Here is a 15,168-nt window from a genome sequence, read left to right on the forward strand (position 1 = left end):
ACATTTGGGGTGCACTTCAAATGTGACAGCCGTTTTTTTAACTCCTTGGAACCTGCAAATATTTATAGATGACGCTTCCGCCCTGCAGTGCGATTCCCCGGAAATGCTTGAAATCCTCACGTTCGACAAGAACTTTTCTAAAGGGAAGAAAAACATCTTTCGGAACATGATATTCATGGATTTCACCATTTTTTAAAGAATCGAGCATCTCGTTTGCCAATTGATTATCCATAGTACGGACTTCCCCCAAATCATTTCATATATGCAAGTTTACTAAGGAGAAGCCCGCTTGTCCATGGCTTAGTAAACAAATTTTAAAGCTTCCTTGATGTCCGTTTCGCCAGAGAGGATTTCAAATGTTTTGTTTTTCACTTCTTCACCCGTAAGAGAAGCTATCAGAACCGCCGCCACATCCTCGCGGGAAATGCTGCGGTTTTCTTTGTTCTCGATTTTTTCTGAAGCTTCAATCTTTCCTGCGGCGCTGTCATCCGTCAGTGCTCCAGGTCTGACAATCGTATAAGAAAGATCTGATCCACGCAGATATTCATCAGCAATTGCCTTAGCTTTGAAGTACTGTTCCATTGATTCAGCACCTGCTGAAGGGTTATCTGCTCCCATTGAACTCAGCATGACGAAATGCTGGATCCGATGTTCTTTAGCAGCGTTTATCAGATTTTTAGCTCCTTCCTGGTCAACAGAAATGGTTTTATCAGGTCCTGTTTTTGATCCGGATCCCGCTGCGAAAATGATGGCATCTGCTAAATGCACGGCATGGGATACATCTCCTTCAAGATCGCCGACGACTGTTTGAGCACCCAGCTTCTCCAGTTCTTTTTCCTGCTTAGGGTCCCGCACCATTGCAATTGCCCTGTGCTCGCCTCCGCGTGCTATTTGTTCGATTATATGTCTGCCTGTTTTTCCGTTAGCTCCTGCAATTAATACATTCATTCAAAACAACACCTTTATAAGTAGTATGACTGTACTCTTCCCTCAGGAAACTCTCTTCAAACGTTTTGGTATGTTTTATCAGGATAATACATGATGCGGCTCATGCCACTTCCGCAGTGCCTCAAAACAGGCTTCTGCATCAAGTAACCCCTGCTCATAAAGCCGTTCAAGCTTTACCGGATTTCGTTCAATCCGGTCAACTTCAAGCTTTTTAGAAGGACGGATGACAAAAACATTACCGAGCTTTTCCTGCTCCTCGATATAATCAAGCGTCTGATTATACTGCTCATAGCGGTTCAGCATGGCATCTGCAAGCAATGGATACGTTCTGAATGACCTTCTGACCATCCACTCCATGGTGCTCTTTTTCTTTCTGTATCCGGCATTTCTGGTTAAGATCACGACATTGCGGACATTGCCGTCAGATTGTGATTTTCTGATCGGGATCGAATCGACAATCCCCCCATCAAGCAGTTTTCTTCCTTCATAATCAATCATTGGCGCTATAAACGGAAGGGAGCTTGAGGCTCTTAAAATCGTTAAAATATCCTTGCCAATATCATTTTTATTATAGTAAACAGGCTCCCCTGTCTTGCAGTCAGTTGTTCCCACTAAAAAAGTCTGATCACTTTTCAAAAATGCATCAAAATGAAACGGGACAAGCTTGTTTGGGATTTCATCAAAAATGAAGTCCATGCCAAACAGCTGTTTATGTCGGATATAATTGCTTAATGATAAATAGCTTTTATGATTCGCGTAATTGATGTTTACCGTTTTATTTCTTCCTTTTTGACCAGAAACATATGAAGCACCCATGCAGGCACCTGCTGAAACCCCGATGATATATGGGAAATAAAGATCTTTTTCCATGAAATATTCTAAAACACCTGCAGTATAAACCCCGCGCATTCCTCCGCCTTCGAGGACAAGACCTGATGAAACCAAGCTGATTCGCCTCTTTCAAAATTAATTTTATCTTACTATAACATGTTTACATCACATGCTTCATCTAATCTGTTTGTTCTTTTTTCAAAATTATTACACAATTTTAACTGAAAGCCTTTACTTAACTGAAAAAATAATGTTAAATAGTCCTAATGGGGGATATGTATAGAGAAGGAGAGAGGAAATGAAAATCGCTAAAGTTGGCAATGTGATTGAATTCAGAGACGGTTTACGTGGCATCGTGGAGAAAGTTAATGAAAATTCAGTGATTGTAGACTTGACGTATATGGAAAATTTCCGAGATTTAGATCTTGAGAGACGGACGGTCGTCAATCATAAAAACTATAAAATTGTAAAAGAACAACTTCATTGATTTTAGAACAACAGCCTGAAGGAGGATTCTCCATCAGGCTGTTTTATTTAGTCCTCAGAACGAATTTTACATGGCTTTAATGAAAATAAACCATACTAGATAACGTAATCGACATATAGACGGCATCAAGTCCCGATTTGACTTCTATTTTCAAGGAAAAGAGGTGTCTCAAATGGAGTTTCGGCTGCTGACTGAAGAAGACACAGAACAGTACAGGGCACTTCGCCTGCAGGCTCTGAATGAGCTGCCGGCAAACTTTGCTTCAAGCTTTGAAACGGAAAAGAAAAAATCAATTGAAGAATTAATTCACGAAATCACTCCCTCTGCATCCGCTTTTGTGATGGGTGCATTTGCTGAAGCAGAACTCGCAGGAATCGCAGCGTTCAAACAGGAGACTCTTGAAAAAATGAAGCACCGCGGTCAAATTCTGGGCATGTACATTTCTCCTGTCATGCGCGGCAACGGGTTAGGCAAAAAACTGCTGAGCTCCCTGATTGAACGGATTAGAGAAAATAAGGTGATTGAAAAAATCGATCTTGCAGTTGCTGTCAGGAATCATGGCGCTAAAGCACTGTATGAGTCATTGGGTTTTGTCCAATTTGGCGAATACACAAAAGCGCTGAAGCTTTCTGAGGGTTACGTAGATGAGGTATATATGTATTTGGAGCTTTGATGACAGCTTTCTATAGGGAAGTACGGCTAGGGCCCAGGAATTCGAGGATTATTTTATCGCAGATGCTGGCACATATTAATTGCATATAACGAGTTTAAGAATTCAACTAGCACAGCTCAATTAAATCCTGTGTTTATGTGAGCAATCCATAAAAAAATCCGCTGCAGACAGCGGATTTTTCATTTTCTATGTAACTGGCACTCTATTATTGATAAACTTTAATGTTGACTGATTTTCTGCCCCAATTGATGGCACTGCTTTGTCCTGCAATAAAGACATCAATTTTATTGCCTGTAATGGCACCGCCTATGTCAGCTGCAATTGCTTTGCCATAGCCTTCAACTTCTACTATTGAGCCAATTGGAATGACATTCGGATCAACGGCAATCACTTTCGCTTCAGGGTATTTTTTCAAGTCCACACCCATCTTCGTCACTCCGGAACAGCCATCGCATGAAGCCGTATAAGCTGTGCTTGTTACGGTTAACTCTTTTACTGTACCTGAAACACTGCTTGATTTTTGATTTAACTTACTAAAGGTTTGCGGTCCAGCGATACCATCACTTTTCAGTCCTTTTTGCTGCTGAAAATTGGCTACTGCACTTTTCGTGCCGTTTCCGTACATTCCATCAACAATACCAGTATATACTCCCCACTCTTTCAGCAGACGCTGAAGCTTGATGACTGGTTTTCCCATATCGCCATAGCGCAACACTTTAATTTTTTGATTCGTTTGCGGTCCAGCTATCCCATCAACCTGAATACGGCTCTTTTCCTGAAAATCTTTCACCGCTTCTTTTGTAATTGGGCCATAATAGCCTGTCTCTTCAAAATATGGATACACACTTTTTGATAAAAGATGTTCCTGCAGTTCTTTCACATCTGAATGGCTCATTCCCTGTGATAGCGTTCTGTCTCCCAGTGCCGCTTCCCCGCTCAGTGGAAAAATTACGCTTGCACTGAGTACAGAAGCGCCAATTATACCCATAAACTTTTTCCTCATATTGCCCCTCCTCAAGTATAAGTAATACATCACACTATACGTGTAAAAGATGGGAGTGTTGGTGTAATGAGGAAAAAACGAAGCGGAAGAACTAGAAAACTGGCATTTATTAGTCTATATTTCGACAAAATACTCATAAGTGTTTAAGGTATCTTTCAGTCGAAATCAGAAATTCTTTCATGATTTTCACTTGTTCAATATCACAGCAAGTCATCAAGGAAATCGATAACAGCATCCGGAAAAGTCATGCAGATAGGGAAATGAGTCAATTTTTATACGGCTTCACCTTGTTTAAAGGGAATAATAACGGTATTATTTTTCATAAAAAGGAGAATGCAAATGTGCGGAAGATACACATTATTTGCAGAGTATGCAGATCTTGTAGACCGGTTTCATATCGGCTCAGCCATTGATGAAGATGAATATGTATACAGCTACAACATTGCTCCGTCACACGAGGTCCTGTCCGTGATTAATGATGGGACTCAAAATCGAATGGGGTTCCTAAAGTGGGGACTCATCCCTCCTTTTGCAAAGGATGAAAAAATCGGATATAAAACCATCAATGCCAGAGCAGAAACATTAGCGGACAAGCCAAGCTTCAGAAATGCTTTCAGAAAAAAAAGATGCCTTGTCCTTGCTGATTCATTCTATGAATGGAAACGCGAGGAAGGCGGGAAAACCCCGATGAGAATCAAAATGAAAACAGGTGAACCCTTCGGCATGGCCGGGTTATGGGAATCCTGGAAATCGCCAAATGGCAAAACCATCTATTCCTGCACGGTGATCACAACAGAACCAAATGAACTGATGAGCTCCATTCACGACAGAATGCCTGTCATCCTGAAGCCTGAAGACGAAGCAAGATGGCTCGATCCCTCCATTCATGATCCAGACGACCTGCGTCCTTTCTTAAAGCCTTTCGACGAGGCGCAAATGGAGGCATTTGAAGTTTCTTCTGAAGTAAATTCACCTAAAAATAATGGGATACATTTGATTCGGGAGATTTGTTGAGTAATGTCGAACTTCAAATTCTACCCTGCTAAATCGAATAACGATTTGGGAAGGTATGCAAGTGAGCGAATCGTAATTAAAATAAGAAAATGAAACTCCACTCAAGTAAAACAAAACTATGCGAAACATGAAAAAAACCAGCTCCTGAGGCAGGAACTGGTTTTATACGTTTAAAGAAAGAAGCCACAATTGCCGTAACTTACGTAAGAAAGTTTTAAACCACCACTTCTCAAAGTGGGTGTTTGCAGCAGCTTTCCTGTCTTCCTCAGCAAATGGAGGCATGACATTTCAGATGCGATATAAAACTCCCTATTACAGCTTAAAGGTTAAAACTTAATTATCATTACGTACAATGCAGCTTGTAGTAGTATATTACATGATTATGCTGCAGCGGTCAACCAGAAAGTTTAATGCCCTAATAAAAGTTTATGACTCAATTACCAGGAGTCTTCATGAATCCCGGGATCATAGATCCACCGCTCCAGATGCAGGCGATAATCACTTATAAAAGAAATGCCTTCTTCTTCTAACAGTTTTTTCTGCAGTCTGCCGGATTCTGTCTCCTTCATGCCGATTTCCCCTTTGGAATTGATAACACGATGCCATGGGAGCTGATGCTTTTCACTCAGTGAATGAAGAATGCGGACAACCTGCCGCGCTCCTCTGGGCTGGCCCGCGCACCTGGCAACTTGTCCATATGTCATCACCCTGCCGGCAGGTATCGATTTAATAATAACTACCGCTCTTTGCGTAAAAGTCTCCATACTTTATCCCCCTGTTTACTGATTTTCTTATATGATAAACTAAACACAATCCATTTCACTACTAACAAGAGAGAGTGCTGATCATGCCGAAAAAAATCCAGATACCATCAAATCTCTTAACCCATCATTATATTCAGAATGAAAAGTCCGAAGTGAAGATTGTTACACCTCAATATGAACTGAATCCAGATGATTATTTTTTTGAAGAACTGTCAAAAGCTTTTAAAACAGAAGCGATGGAGCTTTTTTATTCATATGTACGCAAAGCAAACCGCACTGACGGCGAGCATGAATTTGAATTTAAGTAAAAGCGTGTTGTCCTGCCACGTTTCGAGTTATAATAGAACCAAGGTCGATCTCTATGAAATAGGATGGTGACTATATGAAAAACCGTGACAAGCGTCAAAAACGCAAGCGAGACATGCTGAAGGATTATATTAAAAGCAGGTTAAAGAATTTAAAGCCTAAGACAAGCAAGTCACCCGTATCAAATCACCAATCGGGGCGCAAAGAATAAATAATTATTTTTCATTAGGTTATCCTGCTTACCTGTGCTAAAATGAAAGCAACCATTTAACAAAGCTTGTAACATAATACCTCCCCCTGCTCAGAGAATTTGGGCAGGGGTTTTATTTTTTGCGGGCTGAGGGGCGGCTCTAAAATTTTGGCCCTCTTCCCAAGTTCTGGCGTCAAAACCAAATCTCCACCTCGAAATCACCTATCCCCCCTAAATGATCACTTAGCTGCATTTTCACATTTAAATATTGCCGATTTTTCTGATGCAAAAAACTGCACATTTAATGCAGTAAACACCCTATTTCCTGAGACTCTGATTATAGGGTTGCATTTTTGATTTTTGCTGCCCTTTATTTCCAGGGCGCCTGATTACAGGGATGTATTTTTTGGTTTTTGCTGCCCTATATTTCCTGAGCCTGTGATTATAGGGATGCATTTTAAGTTTTTGCTGCCCTATATTTCTTGAGCTTGTAATTATAGGGTTGCAGTTTAAGTTTTTGCCTACCTATATTTCCTGCGCCTGTGATTATAGGGTTGCGTTTTAAGTTTTTGCCTACCTATATTTCCTGCGCCTGTGATTATAGAGATGCAGTTTGGTTTTTTCTTACCTTTATTTCCAGCGCGTCTGATTACAGGGATGCAGTTTGAGTTTTTGCCGCCCTTTATTTCCAGCGTTCCTGATTACAGGGCTTAAATGGCCGGACGGAGCGGGGATCATAGCGTGAACAAAGCGAAAATCATGACAGCCTACAAGAAAAGAGGCAATCATATTGCCTGCTTTTTAGAAAAGGAATCGGTGGCTCAGTCCTAAAAATCTCCGTACTTTAGGAATCACTAAAAAGCACACAAAAAAACAGTCTCTATTAAGAGACTGTTTTATATGTCAGCTTAAAATTAAGCTTTTTGAACGTTAGTTGCTTGAGGTCCGCGTTGACCTTGCTCTACGTCAAATGTAACTGCTTGGCCTTCGTCTAAAGATTTGAAACCTTCGCCTTGAATAGCTGAGAAATGAACGAATACGTCTTCTCCGCCTTCGCGCTCGATGAATCCGAATCCTTTTTCTGCGTTAAACCATTTTACTGTACCTTGTTCCATTGTTGTTGCCTCCTCGTATGCTTTAGCATACATTGTGTTACTATCCTTGCTCTCATTGATAACAAAAGGTGAAAAGTTTTAGCACTTGTTCTTTCCTTGCGTACCGAACAAAAATAATTCTTAATTAATATAACATGGATTATTTTAAAATGCAAATTATGCTCGAAATTAATTGCGCTTTTTATCAGCGGTTGTCGATTTTCTCCGGATACATATCATGATTCATCATGCGGTGCTCTGCCATTTGTTCGTATTTTGTGCCTGGTTTTCCGTAGTTTGTATACGGGTCGATTGAAATTCCGCCGCGCGGAGTGAACTTGCCCCATACTTCGATATATCTTGGGTCCATCAGTTCAATCAGGTCGTTCATGATGATGTTCATGCAGTCTTCATGAAAGTCGCCGTGATTGCGGAAGCTGAATAAGTAAAGTTTCAATGATTTGCTTTCAACCATTTTTTTATCAGGAATATAGCTGATATAAATCGTTGCAAAGTCAGGCTGTCCAGTTTTTGGACATAGGCTTGTGAATTCCGGGCAATTAAACTTTACAAAGTAATCGCGGTTTTCGTGTTTGTTATCAAATGATTCTAAAATGTCAGGGCTGTATTCGAATAAATAATTTGTGCCCTGATTGCCAAGCAATGTTACATCGGTTAATTCTGAATCCTGTCTTCCAGCCATAATCAGCCTTCCTTTCTTAGTTAAACTCCTCTTTTGTTTCCCCATACAAGGGTGTGCAGCTGCGGCAGAACGCGCGCATTGTTTAAGCCTTCTTCTGATACAGCCCGGTCAATCAGCCATTCATACCTTGCAAGCAAATGAGAAATTAACTTTCCATCATCCGGCTCACTAACCAGATCATTTCCTACTTGAAGGTAAAATGGGAGTTCCGGGTATTTCAGGTGAACCATCTTTGCAAACTCCAGATCCTGTTCATCAAAGACAACTACTTTTAAACTTGCATGATGAAGACGGTTTTTTTTCGTTAAAAAGAAAATAATTTCATCTAATTTAGTGAAGTCTGTCTTCATCCTTGAGCTTGGAGGCTTTGGTGAAATCGTTAAATCATCAATTTGATCGAACCAGGGCTGCAGACGGCTTCCCTGTGTTTCAATCGCCACTTTTACGTTCTTTTCATGAAGAAGGTCAATGAGTTCATTCAGGTTCCCAAGTAAAGCAGGATTTCCGCCTGAGATGGTCACATGAGAAAATTGGCTTCCGCCAAGTTCAAACAGCTCTGTCCATATCTCTCCAGCTGCCAGCTGTCTAATGTCGTCTTTAGCTGATCCATCCCATGTGAATGCAGAGTCACACCAGCTGCAGGAATAATCACACCCTGCTGTACGGACAAACATTGTTTTTTGGCCGATGACCATTCCTTCTCCCTGAATCGTCGGGCCGAAAATTTCTAATACAGGAAACTTCTTCATCCGATTTTCACCTGCTTGGGACGGTACATCACATAGCTTGTTGGAGTTTCGCGGACGAAAACACCGATACATTTGGGCTTATGTCCAAGTGTATCCAAATGCTGTTGAATGATTTCATAAATCGTGCGTGCCACTACTTCAGTCGTAGGGAATTTATTTGGATCATTGTCATCAAATACTTCATTTTCATTGAGAATCGTATGGTCAAAGCGGTCGTGCACAAGCTGCTTGATATGGGCAAAATTAATAAGGAACCCGGACTGATCAAGCTCATCGCCCGCAACCGTTACATTTATAAAATACGTATGCCCGTGAAGACGGCGGCATTTGCCCGCTTCATCATTCGGCACATAGTGAGCCGCAGATATCTGCATATCCTTGTTCAGCTCATAAGAATACGGATGGAGAGTCTGCGGGTACATTTGCTGTATCATTGCGCCTCTCCTCCTTTTGCCGACAAATATTCATCAAGGCCTATTTTCCTTAAGTGACATGCTGGACATTCTCCGCAGCCTTCTGCGATAATACCGTTGTAGCATGTGAGCGTTTTTTCTCTTACATAGTCCAGTGCACCGAGTTCATCTGCAAGCTTCCATGTTTCCGCTTTGTCAATCCACATTAGCGGTGTATGAATGACAAATTGATCATCCATCGCTAAATTGATGGTGACATTGCATGATTTCACGAACACATCGCGGCAATCCGGATATCCGCTGAAATCTGTTTCACAGACTCCTGTCACGATATGTTTTGCACCGATTTGTTTGGCAAGCACAGATGCGAATGTCAGGAACAGAAGATTTCTGCCTGGGACAAAGGTTGAAGGAAGTTCGCCTTCCTTATGTTCAATTTCAATATCATCTCTTGTAAGAGCATTAGGCGCAAGCTGATTTAAGAGCGACATATCCAAAAGATGGTGCCTTACGCAAAGATCTTGCGCGATCGCTTCTGCCACTTCTATTTCAAGCTTGTGGCGCTGATTATAATTAAATGTAACCACTTCAACTTCTTTAAATTGCTTCATGGCCCAGAATAAGCATGTTGTGCTGTCCTGGCCGCCGCTGAAGACAACGAGAGCTTTATCGTTTTTCATCTATATGTCCTCCTCATTCGAAGAGAGCATTCTTTCACAACCCCGATTTAAAAATCGGCATAAGAAAAGACACCCTGAGCTTTTCAGAAGTGTCTAGCATGTAAAATCCCCAACTAAAAAACTATACCTCACTTGGATACAGTTCATACTTAGTTTTTTATAGAGGGTTGTGCTAGAACCTCTCCCGCACAAACTGCGCGGAATTTATCAATATTTTTACCGTTCATACTATACCACGAACAGGCGGACACTTCAATCTATTTTATACAGGGGGACAGCTCATGCCTATTAAACCGATTCTCGTCAAATTAAAATCGAATTTTTGGATCACACCTGCAATCTACGCAGTTCTCTTTTTCATTCTAGCAGTACTGAGTATGACAGGAGACAGATATCTTGCAGAAAACGGTTATTTCAAGCATATTCCATCTGCTTTTTTAACTGATAAAGAACTTGCTCATACCATTTTAAGCGCTACTTCAACTTCGCTTTTAACGATGACGACGATTACATTTTCGTCGGTGCTTGTCGTATTGACGACGTTCCTGGCTAATTTTTCCCCGCGGACGATGCACAATTTCAACTCAGATTCCAAAATCCAGCGGGTGCTGGGAGTTTTTATCGGGGGTTACATTTATTCCCTCGTCCTGCTGAATCAAGTGAGGGAAAATGAGACAAGCAACGACTTTATCGTACCGACCCTTGCAATCATCGTCGCCTTTATATGTGTTGGCATGTTCGTTTTTCTCATCCACCATATGACGGAATGGATAAAAGTCGGCAACGTGATATCCAATATCACAAAAGAGACCCTTATATCTATAGAAGACAAAAAAAGAACAGACGATCCAGAAGAAAATTTCTCAATAGATAAAGAAAAAACACTAGAAATTAAAAGCAGCAATGAAGGCTACATTCAGGACATCGCCATGTCAGAACTGATTGACTTTGCACAACAAGAGCAGCTTGTCATCTCGTTTACAAAAGATCAGGGTGACTATGTCGATGTGGATACACCTTTGCTGCTGGTCTCATCTGAAGGTGAATTTATAGATGAGGATGAACTTCTTAAATTTATCACCTTTAACACAGATCACGAGTCAAAGCATGATATTGAATTCGGCATCCAAAAACTTGCCGAAATTGCACTCAGGGGAATTGCACCAGGGAAAAATGACCCTGAGACTGCGATTGCATGTATAGAACACCTGGCACAGATTCTGACGAAGATTGGTAAAAATCATTCCCCTTCCCCTTACCATCGCGACAGTAAGAATCAAATTAGGATTGTTCTGCCTAAACCAACATTCACCGACTACTTATATGAAAGTTTTTATCAGATCCGTCACTACGGAAAAGAGGATGTCTCCGTAATGGCTTCTGTGCTGAAAGCATTAATCTTGGCAGCAGAAACGAATCGGAGTGAAATTAAACAAGATGTTTGGGAGTTTTCAGCCTATATTTATGAAGGAATTAAACAGCAGGATTGGCTCAGCCTTGATAAAAACTTGTTAAACAAACAGCTGAAAAAGCTTGCGAACGTTTGCGGCAAAGAAGAAACAGAACGGATATTGTAAGAAAAGCGAAGCCGCTCGGTTAGCTCCGAATTCGAAAGTATTGGCGAAATGTACCAATACTTTCGAATCCTTTCTGGCCGAAGAGCCTGAGTGATTCCGCTAGCCATCAAAGCGGTAAATTTTATACTTTCATTTTGTAAGCGAAAAGAAGGAATCCGCCACATTCGGATTCTTTTTTTTCGGCCTATTTTTTATTATTTTGAGTGCCTTCCTGAGTGCCTTCCTGCTCGAGTTCTTTAAAAGACTTTACTTTGCCATGCTCATTTTGTGATTCTTTGCGGATGTCCCATTGTCTCTGCTTTTGGCCTTTTGATTGAGTCATGTTAACGGTCTCCTTTTATTATGAGATTCAGGCTTATTTTATCCTCAGCCGCAGCTTTTTACGCAAAAAAAAAGATGCCGGTAAAGCATCTCATTGTGTGGCAGCGATTCCCTTCTGAAGAAGCGGGGAACTATCTTCCTTTTTTTTTCGTGTCATTTCGAGATAGCGGATATGGTGGTTTTCCATGTCCTTCACTTTAAACGTAAAGGAACCGAATTCAACCAGTTCTCCTTTTTTTATATCATATTTCTCAGTCAGCAGCCATCCGCCGATTGTATCTACATCTGTGTCTTCCATTTCAAGTCCGAATAAATCGTTGAGTTCGCTTATTAATACTTTTCCATCGATCACATATTGATCATCCGTGATTTTTTGGACAAGCGGCACTTCATCAGCATCAAACTCATCCCTGATTTCGCCTACGATCTCCTCTAATATATCTTCAACAGTTACAAGTCCTGCGGTTCCGCCGTATTCATCAATTAGAATAGCCATATGAATGTGCTCTTTTTGCATTTTGAGCAGAAGTTCTTGAATCGGGACGGAATCGATCACTTGAATAACAGGTCTAATATACGTTTTCAATGAAAAAGGATCTGTTTGTTTTGATTGAAATAAGTCCGTAAAAATTTCTTTTATATTCACCATTCCGATGATATGGTCTTTATCCCCGTCAACAACGGGATACCTTGTATATTTTTCGCTCTTGATAATCTTCAAATGAGACTGCAGTGTCTCTTCAATATCAAGGGAGATGATTTGTGTGCGGGGCACCATTATTTCTTTTGCAATACGGTCATCAAATTTAAAGATCTTATTCACATATTTGTATTCAGATTGATTGATCTCTCCGCTCTCATAGCTTTCAGACAGGAGAATTCTTAGTTCTTCCTCACTGTGTGCAAGCTCATGCTCTGAGACCTGCTTCATTCCAAAGAAGCTCGTCAGGAGCCGTGCAGAGCCATTTAATACCCAAATGACTGGATACATGAGACGGTAAAAAGCCATTAACGGCTTTGAAAAAGTAAGCGTAATTCGCTCCGCTTTTTGAATCGCTACTGTTTTTGGCGCAAGCTCCCCCACCACTACGTGCAGAAATGTGATGATGGCAAAAGCAATGGCAACTGACAAAAATTGAACACCTGAACTCGGCATGTCAAACCTTTCAAAAACCGGATGCAGCAGTCTTCCAATTGCCGGTTCCCCAAGCCACCCGAGCCCGAGTGCTGTAATGGTGATCCCAAGCTGGCAGGCTGATAAATATTCATCCAGGTTATCCGTTACTTTTTTAGCTGATAATGCCTGTTTATTTCCTTCTTCAATCAGCTGATTAATGCGGGAACTTCGAATTTTTACAATTGCGAACTCCGATGCTACAAAAAAAGCAGTGGCAGCAATTAAAATCGCAATAATGAACAAATTCACTATGTCCAAATAAATTCCCTCTTCCGCCAAAGACGAAAAAGGAGTCACCTCCTGAAAAATTTCAATCTATTAGGCATACGATGGTGCAAAACCTCCTATGAAAAGTTAATACCCCATCTCATCACCTCTTTAGAAGATATAAAAAATTCAGATAATATTAAAAACATCATAATATGAACAACTTCAGCAGTCAAACAGGAAATATGTCAGTTTTCTTCATAATTATGATGATAATCAAGCCTTTATGTTTAAATTGTTTGATTATTCTTACTTTTTCATCGTTTTAGTATGATCAAGATGAGGGGTTTTGCGGACCATCATTAATACCAGAAATATGATGCTCATATAGCCAAAGATCGGATAGAGAAAGGCAATCAAAGAGCTGTAGCCAATTTGACTGACGAAAAAAGCTCCGCTCAGCAGGATGAGGATAATGATCATCCTTGAGATTGGAATCACCCGCACCAAATGGCGTTCAAGACCGAATAAATTACCGATGACTGACGTGAAAACTTCCCCGTAAATGACCATTATATATATGAAGAAGAAGGAAAAAACAGAGGCTTTCATCACTTCAGCCATTGGGATATCGTACGTCATCACATCGGGAAGCGTAGACAGAGCAAAATGGCTGCTGAGCAATATAAACGTGAGGGTTGCCCCGCCAACGATTCCACCCCACTTCACAACACTCTCATCTTCAATCTCCTGAGCAAGGGGAACCAAAACGGCCTCAGCCATCGCAAGATTAAAAGCCGCATAGGAAATCGCAGAAATGATCCATTTAAACGATGGAGCATGGTGCAGCTGATAAGATGAAAACGTATGAGCATCAAAAGATGATGCCGCCACAAGCACACTGAAGAGAATTAAAAGCGGCACGACAATAATATTGACGCTAAAGAGCCCTTTGGAACCGAATGACATGGCGATGATTGTCAGCAGTATGGTCAGAAGAACGCCAAACTGCCTTGAATATTCGAGCTGCTCCTCAAAAATAGCCCCGGCACCAGACAGCATAACGGATGTTACTCCGAATAAGACAATCAGCATAAAGAGATTAATAATAAATCCAAACGACTTTCCAAATAGAAACAGATTAAAATCCTGGTACGATTTTGCCCCGATCCGCTTTGAAATGATCATCATCTTTGCACCAAGATGCATAAAAAAATACCCGCATATTAAAATACCGAGTATGCCAAACAGGCCAAACTGCGTGAAAAATTCTACAATCTCCCGTCCAGTTGCAAAGCCAGCCCCGACAACCGTTCCGACATATACAGCTGCGATTTGAACAACCTGAAACCATCGATTCTTCATCTTCTACCTCCGTTACGATGAATGCGTTAGCTGAACTCTTACCATGTATATGAGACAAGGTGTTAAGAAAGAAGTACAACCTGAATGTGGTTCAGTCTGGTTTGCAGAAGAGAATATATCAGTTGAGCTGCATTATTTTAATTGACTCTTTTCGTAATGTTTTGAGACTAAATGTTGTATACCTTAGTGGATTGCAGCTGAAGGAACTTGACTCTCGCGGAAAAATAGAGCGAAATGGAAGACCCCGCAGGCTCGCCGAAAAAGATTCCACTCCCCTGCGGAAAGGAACGGACAGCATTATAATTTAAAACAACTTAATGCGAATACAGCCTTTAAATTTATTATGAATATGAGGGACCTTTTCTGGTGTTGGAGCCTTTGTTAATTGAATTGCCGTATATGCGCTTTTGATGCACTTGCTTTGTGCCGGATTCTATAGAAAGTTCTGCATTCTCGGTTTTGAAGCACTTACCTAGGACTGGAGACTATCGTAAGTGCTGTATTCGCGGTTTTGAAGCACTTACCTAGGACTGGAGACTATCGTAAGTGCTGTATTCGCGGTTTTGAAGCACTTACCTAGAGCTCGAGAATAGCGTAAGTGCTGCATTCCGGTTTTGAAGCACTTATCCAGGGCTCGAGAATAGCGTAGTGCTGCATTCGCGGTTT

The 15,168-nt window shown here is 41.0% G+C and carries 19 protein-coding genes, 1 other RNA gene and 1 riboswitch; of the genes, 6 read left to right on the plus strand and 14 right to left on the minus strand.

All coding sequences use genetic code 11. The features are described 5' to 3' along the window. Nucleotides 1-37: 37 nt before the first annotated feature. The 3 genes from ABEQ24_RS09515 to ABEQ24_RS09525 form a co-directional block, all read right to left on the minus strand. Nucleotides 38-232 (minus strand): hypothetical protein, encoded by a 195-nt coding sequence (locus tag ABEQ24_RS09515; RefSeq protein WP_430006567.1) that lies wholly within the window; start codon nt 230-232, stop codon nt 38-40. Between the two features lie 68 nt (nt 233-300). Continuing rightward, nucleotides 301-948, minus strand: a complete 648-nt coding sequence (locus ABEQ24_RS09520) for an SDR family oxidoreductase (RefSeq protein WP_430006568.1) — start codon at nt 946-948, stop codon at nt 301-303. Between the two features lie 78 nt (nt 949-1,026). Then, a complete protein-coding gene (locus tag ABEQ24_RS09525) occupies nt 1,027-1,893 on the minus strand; it encodes a patatin-like phospholipase family protein (RefSeq protein ID WP_430006569.1) in 867 nt (288 codons plus the stop codon). 184 nt (nt 1,894-2,077) lie between these two features. On the opposite strand from ABEQ24_RS09525, the gene ABEQ24_RS09530 reads away from it, so the two are divergent. Next, nucleotides 2,078-2,266 (plus strand): YkvS family protein, encoded by a 189-nt coding sequence (locus tag ABEQ24_RS09530; RefSeq protein ID WP_029281718.1) that lies wholly within the window; start codon nt 2,078-2,080, stop codon nt 2,264-2,266. A 172-nt stretch (nt 2,267-2,438) separates the two neighbouring features. Next, on the plus strand, nt 2,439-2,939 hold the full coding sequence (locus ABEQ24_RS09535; RefSeq protein WP_430006570.1) for an N-acetyltransferase family protein: 501 nt from the start codon (nt 2,439-2,441) through the stop codon (nt 2,937-2,939). Between the two features lie 205 nt (nt 2,940-3,144). Here ABEQ24_RS09535 and ABEQ24_RS09540 read toward each other — a convergent pair whose 3' ends face one another. Further along, nucleotides 3,145-3,942, minus strand: a complete 798-nt coding sequence (locus ABEQ24_RS09540; protein WP_430006571.1) for a peptidoglycan-binding protein — start codon at nt 3,940-3,942, stop codon at nt 3,145-3,147. Between the two features lie 339 nt (nt 3,943-4,281). Between ABEQ24_RS09540 and ABEQ24_RS09545 the strand changes: the two genes are divergently transcribed. Beyond that, nucleotides 4,282-4,956 (plus strand): SOS response-associated peptidase, encoded by a 675-nt coding sequence (locus ABEQ24_RS09545; RefSeq protein ID WP_430006572.1) that lies wholly within the window; start codon nt 4,282-4,284, stop codon nt 4,954-4,956. Between the two features lie 176 nt (nt 4,957-5,132). On the opposite strand, the gene ssrS is transcribed toward ABEQ24_RS09545, so the two are convergent. Together ssrS and ABEQ24_RS09555 are read right to left on the minus strand one after the other, a co-directional pair. Further along, a non-coding RNA gene (ssrS, locus tag ABEQ24_RS09550) (6S RNA) lies at nt 5,133-5,320 on the minus strand. A 73-nt stretch (nt 5,321-5,393) separates the two neighbouring features. Beyond that, nucleotides 5,394-5,720, minus strand: coding sequence for an MGMT family protein (locus ABEQ24_RS09555; RefSeq protein WP_430006573.1), 327 nt, complete (start codon nt 5,718-5,720; stop codon nt 5,394-5,396). Between the two features lie 83 nt (nt 5,721-5,803). Here ABEQ24_RS09555 and ABEQ24_RS09560 point away from each other — a divergent pair, with 83 nt between their 5' ends. Together ABEQ24_RS09560 and ABEQ24_RS09565 are read left to right on the plus strand one after the other, a co-directional pair. After that, nucleotides 5,804-6,028: a hypothetical protein gene (locus ABEQ24_RS09560; protein WP_430006574.1), complete on the plus strand. Its 225-nt coding sequence runs from the start codon at nt 5,804-5,806 to the stop codon at nt 6,026-6,028. A gap of 74 nt (nt 6,029-6,102) precedes the next feature. Beyond that, the gene (locus tag ABEQ24_RS09565; RefSeq protein ID WP_430006575.1) at nt 6,103-6,237 is read left to right on the plus strand and encodes a hypothetical protein; all 135 of its coding nucleotides are present in this window, start codon (nt 6,103-6,105) and stop codon (nt 6,235-6,237) included. An 893-nt stretch (nt 6,238-7,130) separates the two neighbouring features. On the opposite strand, the gene ABEQ24_RS09570 is transcribed toward ABEQ24_RS09565, so the two are convergent. The 5 genes from ABEQ24_RS09570 to queC all read right to left on the minus strand — a co-directional run bounded on the left by ABEQ24_RS09570 (nt 7,131) and on the right by queC (nt 9,855). Continuing rightward, on the minus strand, nt 7,131-7,331 hold the full coding sequence (locus tag ABEQ24_RS09570) for a cold-shock protein (RefSeq protein WP_070876230.1): 201 nt from the start codon (nt 7,329-7,331) through the stop codon (nt 7,131-7,133). Between the two features lie 184 nt (nt 7,332-7,515). Beyond that, the gene (gene queF, locus ABEQ24_RS09575; RefSeq protein WP_070876276.1) at nt 7,516-8,013 is read right to left on the minus strand and encodes a preQ(1) synthase; all 498 of its coding nucleotides are present in this window, start codon (nt 8,011-8,013) and stop codon (nt 7,516-7,518) included. Between the two features lie 20 nt (nt 8,014-8,033). After that, nucleotides 8,034-8,762 (minus strand): 7-carboxy-7-deazaguanine synthase QueE, encoded by a 729-nt coding sequence (gene queE / locus ABEQ24_RS09580; RefSeq protein WP_430006576.1) that lies wholly within the window; start codon nt 8,760-8,762, stop codon nt 8,034-8,036. Then, nucleotides 8,759-9,196 (minus strand): 6-carboxytetrahydropterin synthase QueD, encoded by a 438-nt coding sequence (gene queD, locus ABEQ24_RS09585; protein ID WP_430006577.1) that lies wholly within the window; start codon nt 9,194-9,196, stop codon nt 8,759-8,761. The genes queE and queD overlap by 4 nt, the downstream gene beginning before the upstream one ends. After that, nucleotides 9,193-9,855: a 7-cyano-7-deazaguanine synthase QueC gene (queC, locus tag ABEQ24_RS09590; protein WP_430006578.1), complete on the minus strand. Its 663-nt coding sequence runs from the start codon at nt 9,853-9,855 to the stop codon at nt 9,193-9,195. Before queC ends, queD begins: the two co-directional genes overlap by 4 nt. A gap of 143 nt (nt 9,856-9,998) precedes the next feature. Next, a riboswitch (PreQ1 riboswitch) is annotated at nt 9,999-10,043 on the minus strand. A gap of 93 nt (nt 10,044-10,136) precedes the next feature. Between queC and ABEQ24_RS09595 the strand changes: the two genes are divergently transcribed. After that, nucleotides 10,137-11,432: a DUF2254 domain-containing protein gene (locus tag ABEQ24_RS09595; protein ID WP_430006579.1), complete on the plus strand. Its 1,296-nt coding sequence runs from the start codon at nt 10,137-10,139 to the stop codon at nt 11,430-11,432. Between the two features lie 184 nt (nt 11,433-11,616). On the opposite strand, the gene ABEQ24_RS09600 is transcribed toward ABEQ24_RS09595, so the two are convergent. From ABEQ24_RS09600 to ABEQ24_RS09610, 3 genes are all read right to left on the minus strand, one after another. Beyond that, a complete protein-coding gene (locus ABEQ24_RS09600; RefSeq protein ID WP_430006580.1) occupies nt 11,617-11,754 on the minus strand; it encodes a DUF6254 family protein in 138 nt (45 codons plus the stop codon). A gap of 90 nt (nt 11,755-11,844) precedes the next feature. Beyond that, nucleotides 11,845-13,188: a hemolysin family protein gene (locus tag ABEQ24_RS09605; protein ID WP_430006581.1), complete on the minus strand. Its 1,344-nt coding sequence runs from the start codon at nt 13,186-13,188 to the stop codon at nt 11,845-11,847. A 258-nt stretch (nt 13,189-13,446) separates the two neighbouring features. Then, nucleotides 13,447-14,502 (minus strand): YkvI family membrane protein, encoded by a 1,056-nt coding sequence (locus ABEQ24_RS09610; protein ID WP_430006582.1) that lies wholly within the window; start codon nt 14,500-14,502, stop codon nt 13,447-13,449. Nucleotides 14,503-15,168: the final 666 nt, after the last annotated feature.

It is taken from the genome of Metabacillus idriensis, from assembly GCF_050483325.1.
In the GTDB taxonomy this organism is placed as follows: domain Bacteria; phylum Bacillota; class Bacilli; order Bacillales; family Bacillaceae; genus Bacillus_P; species Bacillus_P idriensis_A.

Coding starts and splice junctions, on each gene's coding strand:
- ABEQ24_RS09515 (WP_430006567.1), bottom strand. CDS start 232: ATGGATAATCAATTGGCAAACGAGATGCTCGATTCTTTAAAAAATGGT.
- ABEQ24_RS09520 (WP_430006568.1), bottom strand. CDS start 948: ATGAATGTATTAATTGCAGGAGCTAACGGAAAAACAGGCAGACATATA.
- ABEQ24_RS09530 (WP_029281718.1), top strand. CDS start 2,078: ATGAAAATCGCTAAAGTTGGCAATGTGATTGAATTCAGAGACGGTTTA.
- ABEQ24_RS09535 (WP_430006570.1), top strand. CDS start 2,439: ATGGAGTTTCGGCTGCTGACTGAAGAAGACACAGAACAGTACAGGGCA.
- ABEQ24_RS09540 (WP_430006571.1), bottom strand. CDS start 3,942: ATGAGGAAAAAGTTTATGGGTATAATTGGCGCTTCTGTACTCAGTGCA.
- ABEQ24_RS09545 (WP_430006572.1), top strand. CDS start 4,282: ATGTGCGGAAGATACACATTATTTGCAGAGTATGCAGATCTTGTAGAC.
- ABEQ24_RS09555 (WP_430006573.1), bottom strand. CDS start 5,720: ATGGAGACTTTTACGCAAAGAGCGGTAGTTATTATTAAATCGATACCT.
- ABEQ24_RS09560 (WP_430006574.1), top strand. CDS start 5,804: ATGCCGAAAAAAATCCAGATACCATCAAATCTCTTAACCCATCATTAT.
- ABEQ24_RS09565 (WP_430006575.1), top strand. CDS start 6,103: ATGAAAAACCGTGACAAGCGTCAAAAACGCAAGCGAGACATGCTGAAG.
- ABEQ24_RS09570 (WP_070876230.1), bottom strand. CDS start 7,331: ATGGAACAAGGTACAGTAAAATGGTTTAACGCAGAAAAAGGATTCGGA.
- queF (WP_070876276.1), bottom strand. CDS start 8,013: ATGGCTGGAAGACAGGATTCAGAATTAACCGATGTAACATTGCTTGGC.
- queE (WP_430006576.1), bottom strand. CDS start 8,762: ATGAAGAAGTTTCCTGTATTAGAAATTTTCGGCCCGACGATTCAGGGA.
- queD (WP_430006577.1), bottom strand. CDS start 9,196: ATGATACAGCAAATGTACCCGCAGACTCTCCATCCGTATTCTTATGAG.
- queC (WP_430006578.1), bottom strand. CDS start 9,855: ATGAAAAACGATAAAGCTCTCGTTGTCTTCAGCGGCGGCCAGGACAGC.
- ABEQ24_RS09595 (WP_430006579.1), top strand. CDS start 10,137: ATGCCTATTAAACCGATTCTCGTCAAATTAAAATCGAATTTTTGGATC.
- ABEQ24_RS09600 (WP_430006580.1), bottom strand. CDS start 11,754: ATGACTCAATCAAAAGGCCAAAAGCAGAGACAATGGGACATCCGCAAA.
- ABEQ24_RS09610 (WP_430006582.1), bottom strand. CDS start 14,502: ATGAAGAATCGATGGTTTCAGGTTGTTCAAATCGCAGCTGTATATGTC.